The sequence below is a fragment of the Pseudomonas sp. AM14(2022) genome (assembly GCF_036346455.1).
Taxonomy (GTDB): Bacteria; Pseudomonadota; Gammaproteobacteria; order Pseudomonadales; family Pseudomonadaceae; genus Aquipseudomonas; species Aquipseudomonas putida_A.
Genome location: NZ_JAOTNY010000008.1, coordinates 1 through 17770, shown reverse-complemented (window position 1 = coordinate 17770; position 17770 = coordinate 1). Strand labels below are relative to the sequence as shown.

General features: G+C 59.6%; 18 protein-coding genes. 13 read left to right on the top strand and 5 right to left on the bottom strand.

Annotation, left to right across the window (positions count from 1 at the left end):
* The first annotated feature begins 72 nt into the window (after positions 1-72).
* From V3W27_RS16820 to V3W27_RS16805, 4 genes are read left to right on the top strand one after another with little or no spacing between them, the layout of a single operon-like run.
* Positions 73-945, top strand: coding sequence for a heme/hemin ABC transporter substrate-binding protein (locus tag V3W27_RS16820; protein WP_247269205.1), 873 nt, complete (start codon positions 73-75; stop codon positions 943-945).
* Positions 946-995: 50 nt separating this feature from the next.
* On the top strand, positions 996-1979 hold the full coding sequence (locus tag V3W27_RS16815) for a FecCD family ABC transporter permease (RefSeq protein ID WP_177325663.1): 984 nt from the start codon (positions 996-998) through the stop codon (positions 1977-1979).
* Complete coding sequence (locus V3W27_RS16810) at positions 1979-2746, top strand: heme ABC transporter ATP-binding protein (protein ID WP_330207107.1); 768 nt, start codon at positions 1979-1981, stop codon at positions 2744-2746. The genes V3W27_RS16815 and V3W27_RS16810 overlap by 1 nt, the downstream gene beginning before the upstream one ends.
* A gap of 20 nt (positions 2747-2766) precedes the next feature.
* Complete coding sequence (locus tag V3W27_RS16805) at positions 2767-3618, top strand: ChaN family lipoprotein (protein WP_330207106.1); 852 nt, start codon at positions 2767-2769, stop codon at positions 3616-3618.
* Between the two features lie 226 nt (positions 3619-3844).
* Here the strand turns inward: V3W27_RS16805 and V3W27_RS16800 are convergent, their stop codons facing one another.
* The 4 genes from V3W27_RS16800 to V3W27_RS16785 all read right to left on the bottom strand — a co-directional run bounded on the left by V3W27_RS16800 (position 3845) and on the right by V3W27_RS16785 (position 7214).
* Positions 3845-4645: a Crp/Fnr family transcriptional regulator gene (locus V3W27_RS16800; RefSeq protein ID WP_330207105.1), complete on the bottom strand. Its 801-nt coding sequence runs from the start codon at positions 4643-4645 to the stop codon at positions 3845-3847.
* 16 nt (positions 4646-4661) lie between these two features.
* Entirely contained in the window at positions 4662-4934 is a 273-nt protein-coding gene (locus V3W27_RS16795) for a TfoX/Sxy family protein (protein WP_003228231.1), read from the bottom strand.
* A gap of 287 nt (positions 4935-5221) precedes the next feature.
* On the bottom strand, positions 5222-5566 hold the full coding sequence (locus tag V3W27_RS16790) for a pentapeptide repeat-containing protein (protein ID WP_330207104.1): 345 nt from the start codon (positions 5564-5566) through the stop codon (positions 5222-5224).
* Between the two features lie 91 nt (positions 5567-5657).
* A complete protein-coding gene (locus V3W27_RS16785) occupies positions 5658-7214 on the bottom strand; it encodes a bifunctional aminoglycoside phosphotransferase/ATP-binding protein (protein WP_330207103.1) in 1557 nt (518 codons plus the stop codon).
* Between the two features lie 116 nt (positions 7215-7330).
* Here V3W27_RS16785 and mrcB point away from each other — a divergent pair, with 116 nt between their 5' ends.
* From mrcB to V3W27_RS16770, 3 genes are read left to right on the top strand one after another with little or no spacing between them, the layout of a single operon-like run.
* Positions 7331-9655, top strand: a complete 2325-nt coding sequence (mrcB, locus tag V3W27_RS16780) for a penicillin-binding protein 1B (protein ID WP_330207102.1) — start codon at positions 7331-7333, stop codon at positions 9653-9655.
* Positions 9656-9671: 16 nt separating this feature from the next.
* Positions 9672-10427 carry a hypothetical protein gene (locus V3W27_RS16775; RefSeq protein WP_330207101.1) on the top strand — a complete coding sequence of 252 codons (756 nt, stop codon included), beginning with the start codon at positions 9672-9674 and terminating at the stop codon, positions 10425-10427.
* Entirely contained in the window at positions 10427-10762 is a 336-nt protein-coding gene (locus V3W27_RS16770; RefSeq protein WP_103367323.1) for a YqcC family protein, read from the top strand. Before V3W27_RS16775 ends, V3W27_RS16770 begins: the two co-directional genes overlap by 1 nt.
* Before the next feature lie 103 nt (positions 10763-10865).
* On the opposite strand, the gene V3W27_RS16765 is transcribed toward V3W27_RS16770, so the two are convergent.
* Positions 10866-11282: a DUF4124 domain-containing protein gene (locus V3W27_RS16765; protein ID WP_330207100.1), complete on the bottom strand. Its 417-nt coding sequence runs from the start codon at positions 11280-11282 to the stop codon at positions 10866-10868.
* 399 nt (positions 11283-11681) lie between these two features.
* Between V3W27_RS16765 and V3W27_RS16760 the strand changes: the two genes are divergently transcribed.
* From V3W27_RS16760 to msrQ, 6 genes are all read left to right on the top strand, one after another.
* Positions 11682-13406: an acetolactate synthase 3 large subunit gene (locus V3W27_RS16760; RefSeq protein ID WP_041065497.1), complete on the top strand. Its 1725-nt coding sequence runs from the start codon at positions 11682-11684 to the stop codon at positions 13404-13406.
* A 2-nt stretch (positions 13407-13408) separates the two neighbouring features.
* Complete coding sequence (ilvN, locus tag V3W27_RS16755) at positions 13409-13900, top strand: acetolactate synthase small subunit (protein ID WP_003205610.1); 492 nt, start codon at positions 13409-13411, stop codon at positions 13898-13900.
* Positions 13901-13948: 48 nt separating this feature from the next.
* Positions 13949-14965, top strand: coding sequence for a ketol-acid reductoisomerase (gene ilvC / locus V3W27_RS16750; RefSeq protein ID WP_330207099.1), 1017 nt, complete (start codon positions 13949-13951; stop codon positions 14963-14965).
* 146 nt (positions 14966-15111) lie between these two features.
* Positions 15112-15969 (top strand): CDP-diacylglycerol--serine O-phosphatidyltransferase, encoded by an 858-nt coding sequence (gene pssA, locus V3W27_RS16745; RefSeq protein ID WP_027614080.1) that lies wholly within the window; start codon positions 15112-15114, stop codon positions 15967-15969.
* A 63-nt stretch (positions 15970-16032) separates the two neighbouring features.
* Entirely contained in the window at positions 16033-17046 is a 1014-nt protein-coding gene (gene msrP, locus V3W27_RS16740; protein WP_247269198.1) for a protein-methionine-sulfoxide reductase catalytic subunit MsrP, read from the top strand.
* Positions 17046-17657 (top strand): protein-methionine-sulfoxide reductase heme-binding subunit MsrQ, encoded by a 612-nt coding sequence (msrQ, locus tag V3W27_RS16735; protein WP_330207098.1) that lies wholly within the window; start codon positions 17046-17048, stop codon positions 17655-17657. Before msrP ends, msrQ begins: the two co-directional genes overlap by 1 nt.
* The last annotated feature ends 113 nt before the right edge of the window (positions 17658-17770 follow it).

Sequence of the window (17770 nt, the reverse complement as noted above, 5' to 3'; positions counted from 1 at the left end):
CGCGCAACCGCGGTCAAGGATACTTGGCCCGCCGGTTCGCTGCCCGGGAAAACTTTTCAAGGAAAGCTGCGTATGCGCCTGATTACCCGCGTTGCCGTGCTGTGTGTCGGACTGCTCGCCAGCCTTCAGGCGACAGCTGCCGATTTGCCACAACGTTGGGTCAGCGCCGGTGGGGCGCTTTCGGAGTGGGTGAGTGCATTGGGTGGCGAATCTAAACTGGTCGGCGTCGACACCACCAGCCAGCATCCGCAATCGCTGAAGAAGCTGCCCAGCATCGGCTATCAACGCAGTCTCTCGGCAGAAGGCATTCTCAGTCTGCGCCCGGACATCCTCATTGGCACCGAAGAAATGGGCCCGCCACCGGTTATTGCTCAGGTGAAGAGCGCCAAGGTGCAGGTCGAACTGTTCTCGGCGCAGCCGGATCTGCCGACCCTGGAAAAAAACGTTACGCATCTCGGACAGTTGCTGGGCGCGCAAGCGCAGGCGACTCGGTTGCTGGAAAGTTATCAACAGCAGCTTACCGAGCAGAAAGCGCGAGTCGCTGAGTTGCAGACCAGGCATAAAGCGCCCGGTGTGCTAGTGCTGATCGGGCATGCCGGCGGCAAACCTTTGATTGCCGGCAAGGACACTGCCGCCGACTGGCTGCTGCAACGGGCCGGGGGACATAACCTGGCGACGCATACCGGTTACAAACCGTTCTCCGTGGAGTCGCTGGCCGGGCTCGATCCTGAGGTACTGGTGTTTGCTGATCGCGCGTTGAGCGGCGAGGCGGCAAAAGCGGCATTGTTCAAGGAAAACCCCATTCTCAATTCAAGCCGCGCGGCCAAGGCCGGACGGGTGCTGGAGCTGGATCCGACGCTGCTGGTCGGCGGGCTCGGGCCGCGTTTACCGGCGGCACTGAAGAATTTGTCTGACGGCTTCTACCCGACCGCGAGCGGCCAATGACCGTACTGGTCAAACCACGAAGCCTGTTTATCGGCCTGACGCTCCTGTGTTTGCTGGCCATCTGGCTGTCGTTGGCGCTGGGGCCGGTGAGCCTGCCGCTGTTCGATACGTTACGCGCTGCATTGCGCATGGTCGGTGTGCCGTTGGCGCCGGACGGTCTGGAGCAGGCCGAGCTGATCCTCGGGCAGATCCGTCTGCCGCGCACCTTGCTCGGTCTGGCCGTCGGCGGTGTGCTGGCACTGTCGGGTGTGGCGATGCAGGGCTTGTTTCGCAATCCGCTGGCCGATCCCGGGTTGGTCGGGGTTTCCAGTGGGGCAGCGCTGGGTGCGGCGGTGGCGATTGTCGGCGGGTCATTTTTTGGCGGTTTGCCGGAGTGGTTCGGGCCGTACCTGTTGTCGGCGTGCGCGTTTCTCGGTGGACTGGGGGTGACGGCGCTGGTCTATCGGCTCGGTCGGCGCAACGGCCAGACTAACGTCGCGACCATGCTGCTGGCCGGGATCGCCCTGACGGCATTGGCAAGCTCGGCGGTGGGTCTGTTCACCTATCTGGCGGATGACGCGACTTTGCGTACGCTGACTTTCTGGAATCTGGGCAGCCTCAATGGCGCCAGTTACGCGCGTTTGTGGCCGTTGCTGATTATCAGCACTGGCGTCGCGTTGTGGTTGCCGCGGCGTGCCAAGGCGCTGAATGCGTTGTTGCTCGGTGAATCCGAGGCGGGGCATCTGGGGATCGATGTCGAGCGGCTCAAACGTGAATTGGTGTTCTGCACGGCGTTGGGTGTTGGCGCGGCGGTAGCGGCAGCCGGGATGATCGGTTTCGTTGGGCTGGTGGTGCCGCATCTGGTGCGTTTATTGGCCGGGCCCGATCACCGGGTGTTGCTGCCAGCGTCGGTACTGGCGGGGGCGAGCCTGTTGTTGCTGGCGGATCTGGTGGCGCGGTTGGCGCTGGCGCCGGCGGAGTTGCCGATCGGTATCGTCACGGCGTTTATCGGCGCGCCGTTCTTCCTCTACCTGTTGCTGCGAGGTCGTGCCTGATGCTGCGTGCGCACAATCTGCACATCCGTCGCGGACGCAAGACTGTCCTCAGCGACGTCACCCTGCAGCTTGAACCCGGTGAGGTGTTGGGTGTGCTCGGGCCGAACGGTGCCGGCAAAAGTACCTTGCTCGGTGCCTTGTGCGGTGAACTGGCTGCGGGTGAGGGCGAGGTGTTGCTCGACGACAAGGTGCTGAGTCACTGGACCGGTACGCAGCGCGCTCAGCGCCTGGCGGTGTTGCCGCAGGTGTCGACGCTGGATTTTGCCTTTCGCGTGGAAGAAGTGGTCGGCATGGGCCGCCTGCCTTATCAAAGCGGTCGGGCGCGCGACGACGAGATCGTTGCGGCAGCGCTGGCCGCTGCGGATGCCGGGCATCTGAGCGGGCGCAGTTATCTGGCATTGTCGGGTGGCGAGCGCCAGCGCGTGCATCTGGCGCGGGTGCTGGCGCAGTTATGGCCGGGGCAGGCCGGGCAAACGCTGTTGCTGGATGAGCCGACCTCGATGCTTGATCCACTGCATCAGCATACGACGCTTCAAGCGGTGCGTGAATTTGCCGACCGTGGCGCGGCAGTGCTGGTCATCCTGCATGATCTGAATCTGGCGGCGCGCTATTGTGACCGGGTGTTGCTGCTTGAGGGCGGGCGCCCGGTGGCGCTGGGTACACCGCAGCAGGTCTTGCGACCGGACGCGCTCAAAGCCGTGTTCGGTCTCGAAGTATTGGTGCAGCCGCACCCGGAGCGTGGGCATCCGCTGATCATCGCCCGCTGATTTCTCATCGAGGTGATGGTATGCGCGGGATCTGGTTGTTAGCGGTGTTGTGGCTGACGGGGTGTCAGCATGTTGCTGCGCCACCACCAGTCAGTGGTGAGATACGCGATCTGCACAGCGGCCAGGTGTTGACGGCGCAGGAACTGCTGGCGCGTCTGGCCAAGCCGCAACAGCTGATCATTGGCGAGCAACATGACAACGCCGATCATCACGCTGTGCAGTTATGGCTGATGCAGGCGCTGGGTGAGCAGCGGCCCCAAGGCAGCCTGCTTTTGGAGATGCTCACGCCGGACCAACAGCCGAAGGTTGATCAGGTTCGTCATGCGGCAACGCCGCCCAGCGATCTTGCCGCCGCACTGGCCTGGCAGGATGGCTGGGACTGGAATCTTTATGGACCGATCGTTCGGTTCGCCCTCACGCAACCCTATCCGCTGTTGGCGGCCAATCTGGATGACGGCGAAATCCGCGCTGTCTATCGCCAGTCGCCCGCCCTGAGCGGTGTTCGCAGCAATGCGGCATTGGTGAAAGCCACGCTGCTCGAACAGATCAGCGACTCACATTGCGGCTTGCTGCCCAAATCACAGATGCCGGCGATGCTTGCTGTTCAACAACAGCGGGATCGGCGTATGGCCGAACGCTTGATGGCTGCGCCGACGCCAGCGTTACTGTTGGCGGGTGCCTGGCATGCGCGCAAGGATGCTGGCGTGCCGCTGCATGTTCTGGATCTGGGCGTAGCCCAAGCGCCAACGGTGCTGATGCTGGCCGAGCAGGGCGCCGAGGTTACTGTGGCGATGGCCGATTACGTCTGGTACACCCCGGCCGCGCCCGCGCAGGATTACTGCGCACAGATGCGCAAACAGTTCGGGCAATGACTTTTCCACAGGCAAAAAAAGACCCGGTAAAAACCGGGTCAAATAACCGTGATTAGCCTGATGAGGAGATAATCTGAGAGTCCGAACCAAGGGCTTTTCAGAATATCGACTGATCTCGCGACCAGTTGTGATAATCATAGCGATTCTCATTAGCGAGTCAACCACTGTTTTTCCATTTGCTTGATTTAGTCGTGCAAATGGCCGGAATGTCCCGGAAACAAGGGACTTAACGCGCAGCTTTCACCGCGCTCAGTTGCGTGATCTGCTGGTTGAGCTGGCCGATGCGGCGGGCCATGCTCTCGATCAGGCTGTGGGCAATCTTCGGATTGTTGCGGGTCATGTTCAGAAACTGCTCTCCGGGAATCAGCATCACTGTGCTCGGCTCGCGAGCAATGACGGTAGCGTTACGCGGCTCGCCGGTGAACACCGCCATGGCGCCGAAAATCTCGTCCTTGGGCACTTCGCCAACCTTGTGCCCGTCAACAAATGCTTCGGCATGCCCATCGATGATCACGAAGACGTGATCGGCGGCATCGCCCTGCTGGATCAGTACTTCACCGCTCTCGACCCGCTTGAAGCCATTGGTGCTGCGAAACTCCCGCGGTTTCAGTTCGGCCACCGCATGAGCCAGCAGCGCCATCTGCCCCAGCAGATACTCAAGCCATTGCTCGGCCCGGCCCGGCTCGGCATAAAAATGCTGGAACAGATCGGTTCGCCGATAGGGCAACAAGCGCGATGGTCCGTCGCTGCGCAGTCGGCAATCGGCCCAGGCGTCACCTTGCTGCAGACCGATCAGATCGCCTTCCTGCCAGTAAAACAGCGCACGGCCACCGATGTAGCCGTTGATTACGCCTTCTGTCAGCAGAAACAGCTGATCGTGTGGGAGCTGCTCCATCAGGTTGTCAGAGATTTCTGGCTCAAAGGCTGGCCCGCACGGCGCAAGGCCTTCCAGCCAACGCGCGGGCAAGCTCTGCAAGCGATTGATCAGTGCATCGACCAGTGCCGATTGTTCCCCGAGCAGATACATGGCCGTCAGCGCCTGTTCAGTTCTTGTGACGCGAGGAGATGGCTTCGAGCTGCTTGTTCAAGGCGTCTTTGCGTTCGGCCGGGATGTCGTTCCAGTGCACATCCATCAGCGCCCCTTCGATCGCGTACAACAACACCTTTGATGCGCGAAACCCGCGGGTACGCACGGCCCGATAGGCGTCCACCGCCCCCAGGCGACGCAAGTCCGAGGCGCTGTGGATGCCCACGGCATGCAGCCATTGCGCCGACGTCTTGCCAAGATTCTTCAGGTGTTGCAGTTCATCATTCATCAAGCCTCCTTGCGACGGCCGAATGGAGCGTGGGCGATCTTCTCAGGAGTGTAGCCATCAGTAGGAAAAGCGTGGTTGTTTGGTCGGATTAGACGCAAACGCTTCTAAGAAAGGCGATGAGATCTGGCGAATGCAATAGTAAGGAGTGTGACGCATACAACTGTAGGAGTGAGCCTGCTCGCGATAGCGGCGTAACAGCCGACATCCATTTTGAATGTCAGTCGGCTATCGCGAGCAGGCTCACTCCTACAAGGGGAGGGTGTTGTGTCAGGGGCTGCCGATGGTGCTCAGCGTGTGCGATAACGCAACCGTGTACCAAAATTCATCGACATCAAAATCTCGTCAGCACTCAGCTCTGGCGGGAAGTACGCTCCGGAAATCTGTGCATGCGCCAGGCTCGCGCCTTCGAGCGATGAATTACGGAAATCGATGCCACGCAAATCGGCAGAACGGAAGTAGGCGTCCCGGAAATCCACGCCATCGGCGTTCAGTTCACGCAGATCGAGGCCACGGAAGTCGCCACCAACCATGTCGATCGGGCCGTCGTTCGGGCGTTCCTTGTTGAAGCCTGTGATGTCGTCTTTGTGCAGCAAGGCAAAAAGCGGGGTGTCGAGAAGTTTCGGCTGGCTCATGTCACATCACCTGTTGGTTTTATGACGCCAGTATAGTGCCACTATTTGACGGCCGTGAAGCAAGCGAGGGCTTCACGGCCGAAATAGTTTCTTACAGGCCTGGCAGACGCTGACGGATCTGTGCGACTACGGTGTCGAGGGTCCCGCTTTCATTGGTCTGCACGCGTTTGCTGCGCAGAATCTCTTCTGGCGTCAGCGCCTCGCGGCTGGCCTGCTGGGCCTCGATCACGGCCAGCGTGGCGTCGGAAGGGTCCTTCTTGTCAGCCTGACGAATCGCCAGCCAGCTTTCGATCACCGCCTGAGGCGCGTTGCAGTCGAGGATCAGGAACGGCGTGCCGGTGGCTTCGGCCACCTGAGCGGCGTTGTCGCGTTGCTCGCGCTTGAGGTAGGTCGCATCGATCACCACCGGGAAACCGGCGTGCAGGATCACTCCGGCAATCTCATGCAGGCGGGCATAGGTGGCAACGCTGGCGTCGGCGCTGTAAATCCCCGCCTGCACGTCGTTGGCTACGGTCTGCTCGCCGAACAGGCGCTTGCGCTCGACATCGGAACGCAGGCGAATCGCGCCCAGCGCTTCGACCAGACGCATCGCCACGTGGCTCTTGCCGACAGCCGATACGCCGTGGGTGATGGCCATGAAGCGCGATGGGATGGTGCTGTAGCTTTCTGCCAGGTTGGCGTAGTTGCGGTACTGGCGCAGGGTGGTTGCGCGCTGCACCGGGGTGGCATCCGCCGGCATGCTGAACAGCGCGACTTTGGCGCGAACCAGTGCGCGGTAGGCTTTATAGAAGTTCAGCACTTCCAGGCCCTGATAGTCGCCGGTCAGCTCCAGGTACTGGCTGATGAAGCGGCGGGCGAGGGATTTCAGGCCACGGTCTTCCAGGTCCATCGCCAGGAAACCGATGTCGGCCCAGACGTCAGTGAAGCGGAACGGTTCGTTGAACTCGATGCAGTCGAAGATCACCACTTTGCCATTGATGACAGTCGCGTTGCCCAGGTGAATGTCACCGTGGCATTCGCGAGTGAAACCCTCGGCCTTGCGCTGGCTGAACAGTGCCTTGAGACGATCGAAGCTGCTCTCGGCCCAGGCCTTCAGGGCCTCGAGTTGCAGCAGATCATTTTTGTCGCTGAGGAACGGCAGGATCTGTTCGAAGTTCTGGCGCACCGGGGCCATCACGCTGTCCGGGGTCCCGGCCTCGTGTTCGGCCGGGACTTTTGGCGCACTGAGGTGGAATTTGGCGATCTGCTCGGCCATTTCATCGATGTGCTGGGTGGTCAGTTCACCGTTGGCTTGCAGGGTGCTGAGCAGGCCGGTCTGCGGGAATTGACGCATTTTCAGCACATATTCGATCACCGGGCCGTCGCCACCCAGTTGTGGCGCCTCGACGCTGCCGGTCACCGGCAACACGTCCAGATACAAATCGTCGGTCAGACGCTGGTTCAGGCGCAGCTCTTCAGCACAGAAATGTGCGCGTGATTCGAGGCCGGTGAAGTCAAGGAAGCCGAAATTCACTGGCTTCTTCACTTTATAAGCAAACGGGCCGGTGAGGATCACCCACGAGATATGGGTTTCGATGACCTGGAACCCTTCGACGGGGTGCGGGTAGAGGGCCGGGTTTTGCAGGGCAGCGATCAGGGACTGGCTCACGGGCGATCCTTCAGAGACTGGGAAATTCGAGGTCGCCATTATGGCCGCTCGCCAGCCTGACGCAAACCTCGGAGCGCTCCTGTTGAGTATGAATAAAGTGCGTATAATCCGCCGCCATGACTCGAACTCGATCCCCCCGTACCAAGAAAAAACCAGTCTCCAAGGGCCTCAGCCCGTGGTTGAGCTGGGCCATTAAACTCAGCCTGGTCGGCCTTGTGGTGCTGGCCGGCTTCGCCGTTTACCTCGATGCCGTGGTGCAGGAGAAGTTCTCCGGCAAGCGCTGGACCATCCCGGCCAAGGTATACGCGCGTCCGCTTGAGCTGTTCGTCGGACAAAAGCTCAGCAAGGAAGATTTCCTCACCGAGCTCGATGCCCTGGGCTATCGCCGCGAAGCCGTGAGCAATGGCCCCGGCGCTGCTGCCGTCAACGGCAATACCGTTGATCTGAACACTCGTGGCTTCCAGTTCTATGAAGGCCTGGAAAAAGCCCAGCCGGTGCGCGTGCGCTTCTCCGGCGACTATGTGGCCGAACTCTCGGGGCTCAATGGCGGCAAATTGTCCGTGGTGCGGCTCGAGCCGCTGATGATCGGCGGCATTTACCCGAAAAACCTTGAAGACCGCATCCTGATCAAGCTCGATCAGGTGCCACCGTACCTGCTGGAAACCCTGGTAGCAGTGGAAGACCGCGACTATTACAGTCACTGGGGCGTGTCGCCGAAGTCGATTGCCCGGGCCATCTGGGTCAACACCTCTGGCGGCAAGATGACCCAGGGCGGCAGTACGCTGACCCAGCAACTGGTGAAGAACTTCTACCTGACCAACGAGCGCAGCCTGAGCCGCAAGCTCACCGAAGCGATGATGGCGATGCTGCTGGAACTGCACTACGACAAAAAGGAAATTCTTGAGGCCTACCTCAATGAAGTCTTTGTCGGCCAGGATGGTCAGCGTGCCGTGCACGGTTTTGGTCTGGCCAGCCAGTTCTTCTTTGGTCAGCCACTGTCCGAGCTGAAGCTGCATCAGGTCGCGCTGCTGGTCGGCATGGTCAAGGGCCCGTCCTATTACAACCCGCGCCGCAATCCCGAGCGTGCGCTGGAACGGCGTAACCTGGTGCTCGACGTGCTTGAGCAGCAAGGCGTGGCGACTGCCGAACAGGTCGAAGCGGCGAAGAAAATGCCACTGGGTGTGACCACGCGCGGCAAGCTTGCCGACAGCTCGTTCCCGGGCTTTATCGATCTGGTCAAACGCCAGTTGCGCGAAGACTATCGCGACGAGGACTTGACCGAAGAAGGCTTGCGGATCTTCACCAGTTTCGACCCGATTCTGCAGATGAAGGCCGAAGCGTCGGTGAATGACACCTTCAAACGGCTGGCTGGACGCAAGGGCTCCGATGACGTGGAAGCGGCGATGGTCGTGACCAACCCGGAAACCGGCGAAGTGCAGGCGATGATCGGTAGCCGTCAGGCCAGTTACGCCGGTTTCAACCGGGCGCTGGACGCCGTGCGGCCGATCGGTTCCCTGGTCAAGCCAGCGGTGTATCTGACCGCACTGGAAAAACCGAGCCGTTACACGCTGACCAGTTGGCTGTCGGATGATCCGCTGTCGATCAAAGGCGCGGACGGCCAGGTGTGGAAGCCACAGAACTACGACCGTCGCTCCCACGGCACAGTCTTCCTCTATCAAGGGCTGGCGCATTCGTACAACCTGTCGACCTCGCGCCTGGGTCTGGAAGTCGGTGTGCCGAATGTGCTCAAGACCCTTGCGCGTCTGGGCGTGACCCGGGAATTCCCGGCGTTCCCGTCGATGCTGCTCGGGGCTGGCGGCATGACCCCGATCGAAGTGGCGACCATGTATCAGACCCTCGCCAACGGTGGTTTCAATACGCCGATGCGCGGGATTCGCAGTGTGCTGACCGCCGAGGGCGAGCCGCTCAAGCGTTATCCGTTCCAGATCGAGCAGCGATTTGATCCGGCGTCCATCTACTTGATCCAGAACGCCATGCAGCGTGTGATGCGTGAAGGTACCGGCAGCTCGGTTTACAACGTGCTGCCCAAGACCCTGACGCTGGCCGGCAAGACCGGTACCAGTAACGATTCGCGTGACAGCTGGTTCGCCGGTTTCAGTCAGGATCTGCTGGCGGTGGTCTGGCTGGGCCGTGACGACAACGGCAAGACCCCATTCACCGGGGCGACCGGTGCGCTGCAGGTCTGGACCAGTTTCATGCGCAAGGCCGATCCGCTGCCGCTGGACATGCCACAGCCGGACAACATCGTGCAGGCGTGGGTCGATTCGCGTACCGGGCAAGGCTCCGATGCCAACTGTCCGGGGGCGGTGCAGATGCCGTATATTCGCGGCAGCGAACCGCTACCCGGCGCCGCGTGTGCAAGCGAAACGCCTGCCTCGCCGGAGTCGGTGATGGATTGGGTCAAGGGCTGGATGAATTAAGCAAAGAGGGTTTCAAGTGAACAAGTGGTTGATTCCAGCGGTGACTGCCGTGGCTTTGCTCAGTGGCTGCTCTACCGTACAGCGTGGTTCGATCCCGGTGGTGGACGCCGGCACCGCCGTGTCCAACAGCGAACGGCTGTCGGCCAACGGCGGTTTCCGCAAGACGACAGTCACACGCCCAGTCCAGGGCCAGGCGCAATCCCAGGCCATCCCACAAGGCGATACCGGCGTGGTGGTGATGGTGCCGGGTGGTGGCGCCACGACATCGGCGCCGATCAGCTCCTCGCCGATCGTGCCGGGCCCGGCGTCTGGCGGTATCACCGCAGGGCCGTACAACCCGTCGCCGGTTGAGTCGGCACCGATCAACACCGGCAGCTACAGCATGCCTTCGACGCCAAGCGGGATTCCTTCGGCCAGCAGTGGCGGTGGTCTGTCGGCGGACGAGCAACTGGACGGTCCGGTGCTCGCCTTGCTGACCACCGCACAGCAGCAACAGGCCGGTGGCGACCTCAACGGTGCGTCTTCCAGCCTCGAGCGCGCGCAACGTGTTGCCCCGCGTGAACCGCAAGTGCTCTATCGTCTGGCGCAAGTACGCATGGCTCAAGGCGACGCGCCGCAGGCCGAGCAGTTCGCCCGTCGTGCACTGACCATGGCCAACGGTCGTCCGGACTTGCAGGCCAACCTGTGGGAGATCATCGCGCAGTCCCGTGAGAAACAAGGCGATTCCGCCGGCGCAGCGCTGGCTCGTCAGAAGGCCAAGGTTTCGCTGTGATGGATTCCCGTTTCCCGAAAATCGCTGATCAGTTGCTGCTGATCGAGCGCGAACTGCGCACGCAGGGTTGGTGGGATGACGTTCAGCCGTCCGCCGAGGCTTTGAGCAGTGTGGAGCCGTTTTCGGTCGACACGCTGGATTTCGAGCAATGGCTGCAATGGATCTTCCTGCCACGGATGAAAATGATCCTTGAGCAGGATCTGCCGTTGCCCAATGCCTCGGGCATTCAGGAAATGGCCGAAATGGTCTTTGCCCAGCGTAATCTGCAGGGCAAGGATCGACAGCTGCAGGTGCTGCTCAAAGAGTTTGACCTGCTGATTACCGCCTCGCGCTAAGCCTCTGTAGGAGCTGCCGCAGGCTGCGATCTTTTGATCTTGGTTTCAAAGATCAAAAGATCGTCCGATCGCGGCCCGAGCCTGCGGCAGCTCCTACAGGTGACTATTCGCAGTTCTGCGCAATCTGCTTCTGCGCTTCGACAATGCGCTCCTGACGCTGCGCATCATCCAGCCGCCGTAATTGTCCCTCCACTTCCTCCCTCAACCGCGGATTGTTCTGCAATTGCGCCAGGTTCGTCCGTGACTGTTCGCAAAATGCCTTGAGCTGCGCCTGCTGCTCCGCCACCTGTTTCTTCACCTTGTCGTCGATGGCTTTCTGATCGCCCAGCGTACCACTGCCAGGCATGGCGGCAGGTTTCGGTGGGGGCGAGGAGGGCGTCTGCACAGTCGTCGCCGGCAGCCCTTGCGGTGGCTGCGCATCGAAGTGCGTGACGCCTTGGGCATCGACCCATTTGTAGATCTGAGCGGCCGAGCACCATGGGCTGAGGCCGATCAGCAGAGTTAACAGAAGCGTTCGCATGCTGATTCCTTGGCAAAATTGCGCAATTGACGCTAACAGAGTAGCTGTTTTCAGGTTTTTTCTTGCGTTCTCATGTGCTTACCCACAATTAAGCACATTGACGGCTTGACTTGGAGAGGGCGAAACAGAAGAATCCAAAGTCCGCTGTAGAGGGACTGCCAGAAGCAGACCCACTCGGTAGATCATGAGGCGCATATCCGCGTCGACCTGTTACACCCGCAACGCGTTACCTCGCGCTGGGTGGGAAAGGCCCGCAACACTTGGGACGATCCCAATACTTGCTCAGTCAGTGCTGACGTAGTCGGCGACCACCGTCGCTCATGCTCTGCCGAGAAGTAAACCTATTAAGACCCGCCCCTTTTGTGTGGACGGTATTCTGGCGTTTTAGAGGTGAACAACGTGGAGCTTTTATCTGGCGGTGAGATGCTCGTCCGCTTTTTGCGTGACGAAGGCGTCAAATATATCTACGGGTACCCGGGTGGTGCTCTCCTTCATGTTTACGATGCCCTGTTCAAAGAACCGGAAGTGACCCACATCCTGGTTCGTCATGAACAAGCGGCTACCCATATGGCTGACGGCTACGCCCGTGCCACCGGTAAAGCCGGCGTGGTACTGGTGACATCAGGTCCTGGCGCCACAAACGCCATCACCGGTATCGCCACCGCCTATATGGATTCGATTCCAATGGTGATCATTTCCGGTCAGGTGCCAAGCACTATGGTCGGCACCGACGCGTTCCAGGAAACCGACATGATCGGTATCTCCCGGCCGATCGTGAAGCACAGCTTCATGATCAAGCACGCTTCGGAAATCCCGGAAGTCATGAAGAAGGCGTTCTACCTGGCGCAATCCGGTCGTCCGGGCCCGGTCGTGGTCGATATCCCGAAAGACATGACCAACCCGGCCGAGAAGTTCGAATACGTCTTCCCGAAAAAAGCCAAGCTGCGTTCCTACAGCCCGGCCGTTCGCGGCCACTCCGGGCAAATCCGCAAGGCGGCAGAAATGCTCCTGGCGGCCAAGCGTCCTGTGCTCTATTCCGGTGGCGGCGTGATCCTCGGCAACGGTTCCGCACCGCTGACCGAACTGGCGAAAATGCTCAACCTGCCAGTGACCAACACCCTGATGGGCCTGGGCGGTTTCCCAGGCACCGACCGGCAGTTCATCGGCATGCTCGGCATGCACGGCAGCTACACCGCCAACCTGGCGATGCACCATGCCGACGTGATCCTCGCTGTCGGCGCGCGTTTCGATGACCGGGTGATCAACGGCGCGGCGAAGTTCTGCCCGAACGCCAAGATCATCCACATCGACATCGACCCGGCTTCGATCTCCAAGACCATCAAGGCTGACGTGCCAATCGTTGGCCCGGTGGAGAGCGTCCTGACCGAAATGGTCGCGATCCTCAAGGAAATCGGCGAGACCCCGAACAAGGAGTCCGTCGCCAGTTGGTGGAAGCAAGTCGATGAGTGGCGCGGTGATCGCGGCCTGTTCCCTTATGAAAAGGGCGACGGCAGCCTGATCAAGCCGCAGACCGTGATCGAGACCCTGTGTGAAGTGACCAAGGGCGATGCCTTCATCACTTCCGACGTGGGCCAGCACCAGATGTTCGCTGCGCAGTACTACAAGTTCAACAAGCCTAACCGCTGGATCAACTCCGGTGGTCTGGGCACCATGGGCTTCGGTTTCCCTGCGGCCATGGGCATCAAGTTGAGCTTCCCGGATGACGACGTTGCCTGCGTCACTGGCGAAGGCAGCATCCAGATGAATATCCAGGAGCTGTCGACCTGCCTGCAATACGGCTTGCCGGTGAAAATCGTCATCCTGAACAACGGCGTTCTGGGGATGGTTCGTCAGTGGCAGGACATGAGCTACGGCAGCCGTCACTCGCACTCTTACATGGAGTCGCTGCCTGACTTCGTCAAACTGGCTGAAGCCTACGGTCACGTCGGCGTGCGCATCACTGATTCGAAAGATTTGAAGTCGAAGATGGAAGAGGCGTTCGCCATGAAAGATCGTCTGGTGGTGATCGATATTTCGGTCGATACCAGCGAGCACGTCTATCCGATGCAGATCAAAGACGGCTCCATGCGCGATATGTGGCTGAGCAAGACGGAGCGTACTTAATCATGCGGCACATTATTTCCCTGCTTCTGGAAAACGAACCCGGCGCTTTGTCTCGCGTAGTCGGCCTGTTCTCGCAGCGCAACTACAACATTGAAAGCCTGACGGTGGCGCCAACCGAAGACCCGACTCTGTCGCGTCTGACGCTGACCACTGTTGGCCACGATGAAATCATCGAGCAGATCACCAAAAACCTGAACAAGCTGATCGAAGTGGTCAAGCTGGTGGACCTGTCGGAAAGCGCTCACATCGAGCGCGAGCTGATGCTGGTCAAGGTCAAGGCCACTGGCGCCCAGCGCGCCGAGATCAAACGCACCACCGATATCTACCGTGGACAGATCGTCGACGTCAGCGCCAGCGTGTATACCGTTCAACTGACCGGTACCAGCGACAAGCTCGACAGCTTCATTCAGTCCATCGGCACCGCATCGATTCTGGAAACCGTCCGTAGCGGCGTGACCGGCATTGCCCGCGGCGACAAAGTACTCAGCATCTAAACCAAATTAGCGAATGGCCTGAACGGCCTGGATATATAGGGGAAATTCATGAAAGTTTTCTACGATAAAGACTGCGACCTGTCGATCATCCAGGGCAAGAAAGTTGCCATCATCGGTTACGGTTCCCAGGGCCACGCCCAGGCATGCAACCTGAAAGATTCCGGTGTCGACGTTACCGTCGGTCTGCGTAAAGGTTCGGCTACCGTTGCCAAAGCCGAAGCTCACGGCCTGAAAGTGACCGACGTGGCCGCCGCTGTTGCCGGCGCCGACCTGGTCATGATCCTGACCCCGGACGAATTCCAGTCCCAGCTGTACAAGAACGAAATCGAGCCGAACATCAAGAAAGGCGCCACCCTGGCCTTCTCCCACGGTTTCGCGATCCACTACAACCAGGTTGTTCCGCGTGCCGACCTCGACGTGATCATGATCGCGCCGAAAGCGCCGGGTCACACCGTGCGTTCCGAGTTCGTGAAGGGCGGCGGTATCCCTGACCTGATCGCGATCTACCAGGACGCTTCGGGCAACGCCAAAAACGTTGCACTGTCCTACGCAGCTGGCGTGGGTGGCGGTCGTACCGGCATCATCGAAACCACCTTCAAGGACGAGACCGAAACCGACCTGTTCGGCGAACAAGCCGTACTGTGCGGCGGTACCGTTGAGCTGGTGAAAGCCGGTTTCGAAACTCTGGTTGAAGCTGGCTACGCGCCGGAAATGGCCTACTTCGAGTGCCTGCACGAACTGAAGCTGATCGTTGACCTCATGTACGAAGGCGGTATCGCCAACATGAACTACTCGATCTCCAACAACGCTGAATACGGCGAGTACGTGACCGGCCCGGAAGTGATCAACGCCGAATCCCGTCAGGCCATGCGCAATGCCCTGAAACGTATTCAGGACGGCGAATACGCCAAAATGTTCATCAGCGAAGGCGCGACCGGCTACCCTTCGATGACCGCCAAGCGTCGTAACAACGCCGCTCACGGTATCGAAATCATCGGCGAGAAACTGCGCTCCATGATGCCGTGGATCGGTGCCAACAAGATCGTCGACAAAGCCAAAAACTAAGTCGTCATCCTTGTACGAAAAACGCGGCCTCGGCCGCGTTTTTTCGTTTGAAACCGATGGTTCTGGTATAAAGCTGCATCGTTTGTGGCCGAACCGTCGTCACAGGCACCTGTCGAAACTTTCCAAACCGTTGCAAGGTAATGTCCATGAGCGAACGTCCCGAAGAGCCGAACCAGGCTTCTGACGCCGAAAGCCTGCTGCCCATCGATGAACATGTCGAGGAAGGGCACGACGCAGAAGGTCGTAAAGTCCGGCATCGTGGTATCTATCTGCTGCCGAATCTGTTCACCACTGCGAACCTGTTCGCAGGGTTTTATTCCATCATCAACTCGATGAGTGCCCAGGCTGCCTTGAGCGCCGGGGACTCTGCGAATGCGAGCAAGTATTTCGCCTTTGCCGCGATCGCAATCTTTGTAGCCATGGTGCTCGACGGTCTCGATGGTCGCGTAGCGCGCATGACCAATACGCAAAGTGCCTTCGGCGCCGAATATGACTCGCTGTCCGACATGGTCGCTTTTGGTGTCGCACCGGCGCTATTGGCCTTTGGCTGGGCATTGGGTGACATGGGCAAGGTCGGCTGGATGGTTGCCTTCATCTATGTCGCCGGCGCGGCATTGCGTCTGGCGCGTTTCAATACCCAGGTCGGAACTGCGGACAAGCGCTATTTCATTGGTCTGGCCAGCCCGGCAGCTGCCGGCGTGGTCGCGGGAATCGTCTGGGCGTTCAGCGATTACGGCATTCAGGGTTCGAAGATGTCGTTCCTGGTCGCCTTGATGGTGGCGGCTGCCGGCATGCTGATGGTCAGCAACATCAAGTACAACAGCTTCAAGGAGCTGGACTTGAAGGGGCGCGTGCCGTTCGTGGCGATCCTCGCCGTGGTGCTGGTGTTCGCCGTGGTGTTCAGCGATCCACCGCGAATTCTACTGCTGGTGTTCCTCGGTTACGCCGCTTCCGGCCCTGTGCAATACCTGTTGCGTCTTCGTCGTCACAAAAACGCCGAATGATGTAATTTCCCGCATACTCCGCAGTCTATGGGTGCATCTGTCCTCCAAAGCTGCGGAGTTGCCATGCTGATCAAAATCCCCAAAGCGTCCGACTGCCATGAGTCGGATGTCACGCCTGAATCCATTTATCTTTCTCGTCGCCAATTGCTCGGAGCTACCGCTGCCGGTATCGCCGTGAGCAGCCTGCCGCGTTGGGCCAGTGCCGGGGATGCGGCGCGTTATGCCGATGTCGAGCCGGGCAAGGCGCCTGCCTGGTTTGCTGAGAAGCTCCCTTCTACCAAGTGGGGCGCCGTCAACGTCAAGGATGAGGCAATCACGCCTTATAAAGACGCGACCCATTACAACAACTTCTATGAGTTCGGCACCGACAAGGGTGATCCGGCGGCCAATGCCGGTTCGCTGAAAACCGAGCCGTGGAGCGTGGTCGTGGACGGGGAGGTGGGTAAGCCAGGGCGTTACGAGCTGGAAGACTTCATGAAGCCGTACCAGTTGGAGGAGCGTATCTATCGCCTTCGCTGTGTTGAGGCGTGGTCGATGGTCATCCCGTGGATTGGCTTTCCGATTTCTGCGCTGCTCAAACAGGTCGAACCCACCTCCAACGCCAAGTACATTCGCTTTGAGACTCTGCAGGATCCCAAAAGCATGCCGGGTCAGCGCTCAGGTTTCGCCCTGATCGACTGGCCATATGTAGAAGGCTTGCGCCTGGACGAGGCGATGAGTCCGCTGGCGATTCTGGCGGTTGGCATGTATGGCCGTGAGTTGCCGAATCAGAACGGTGCGCCGCTGCGCCTGGTAGTGCCGTGGAAGTACGGCTTCAAGAGTGTGAAGTCCATTGTGCGGATCAGTCTGGTCAGCGAGCAACCGAAAACTACCTGGCAGAGCATCGCGGCAGATGAGTACGGGTTTTATGCCAACGTGAATCCGACGGTTGATCACCCGCGCTGGACTCAGGCACGGGAGCGGCGTCTGCCGAACAGTCTGTTCAAGCCGAATGTGCGTGATACACAGATGTTCAACGGCTATGCGGATGAAGTCGCTTCTTTATATACAGGGCTCGATCTGCGGAAGAACTACTGATGCGATATCCGTTCTGGCGTGTAGGCGTGTTCATTGCGGCGGCGATCTGGCCATTGCTTTGGTTTTATCAGGCGTTCGCCGATTTGCTCGGGCCGGATCCTGGCAAAGTCCTGGTTGATCGATTGGGGCTGGGGACGCTGGTATTGCTGCTGATCACTTTGAGCATGACGCCGCTGCAGAAATTGACGGGGTGGGCGGGCTGGGTTGCTGTGCGCCGTCAGTTGGGACTTTGGTGTTTTGCCTATGTGGTTCTGCATTTGTTCAGCTATATGGCGTTTATCCTCGGCTTCGACTGGTCGCAGTTGGGCGTGGAGTTGCGTAAGCGGCCGTACATCATTGTGGGTACGCTGGGTTTTCTTGGTCTGTTGGCGTTGGCGGTGACTTCCAATCGCTACAGTCAGCGCCGTTTGGGTGTGCGCTGGAAGAAATTGCATCGGTTGGTGTATGTGATTCTCGGGCTGGGATTGCTGCATATGTTGTGGATCGTGCGTGCTGATCTCAAGGAGTGGGCGATCTATGCCTTTATAGGTGCGGTGCTTTTACTGATGCGTGTACCTGCGGTTGCGCGTCGAATCCCGCGTTTGCTGACTAAAAAGCAGGTTTTGCAATAAAACTGAAATTAACGGTTGACGGCAGATTCAGGAGGTCTATAATTCGCCCCACTTCCGGCGCAGTCGAAACGGAAAACTCCTTGAGATTCAATGAGTTACGCAGTTTTCGGCAT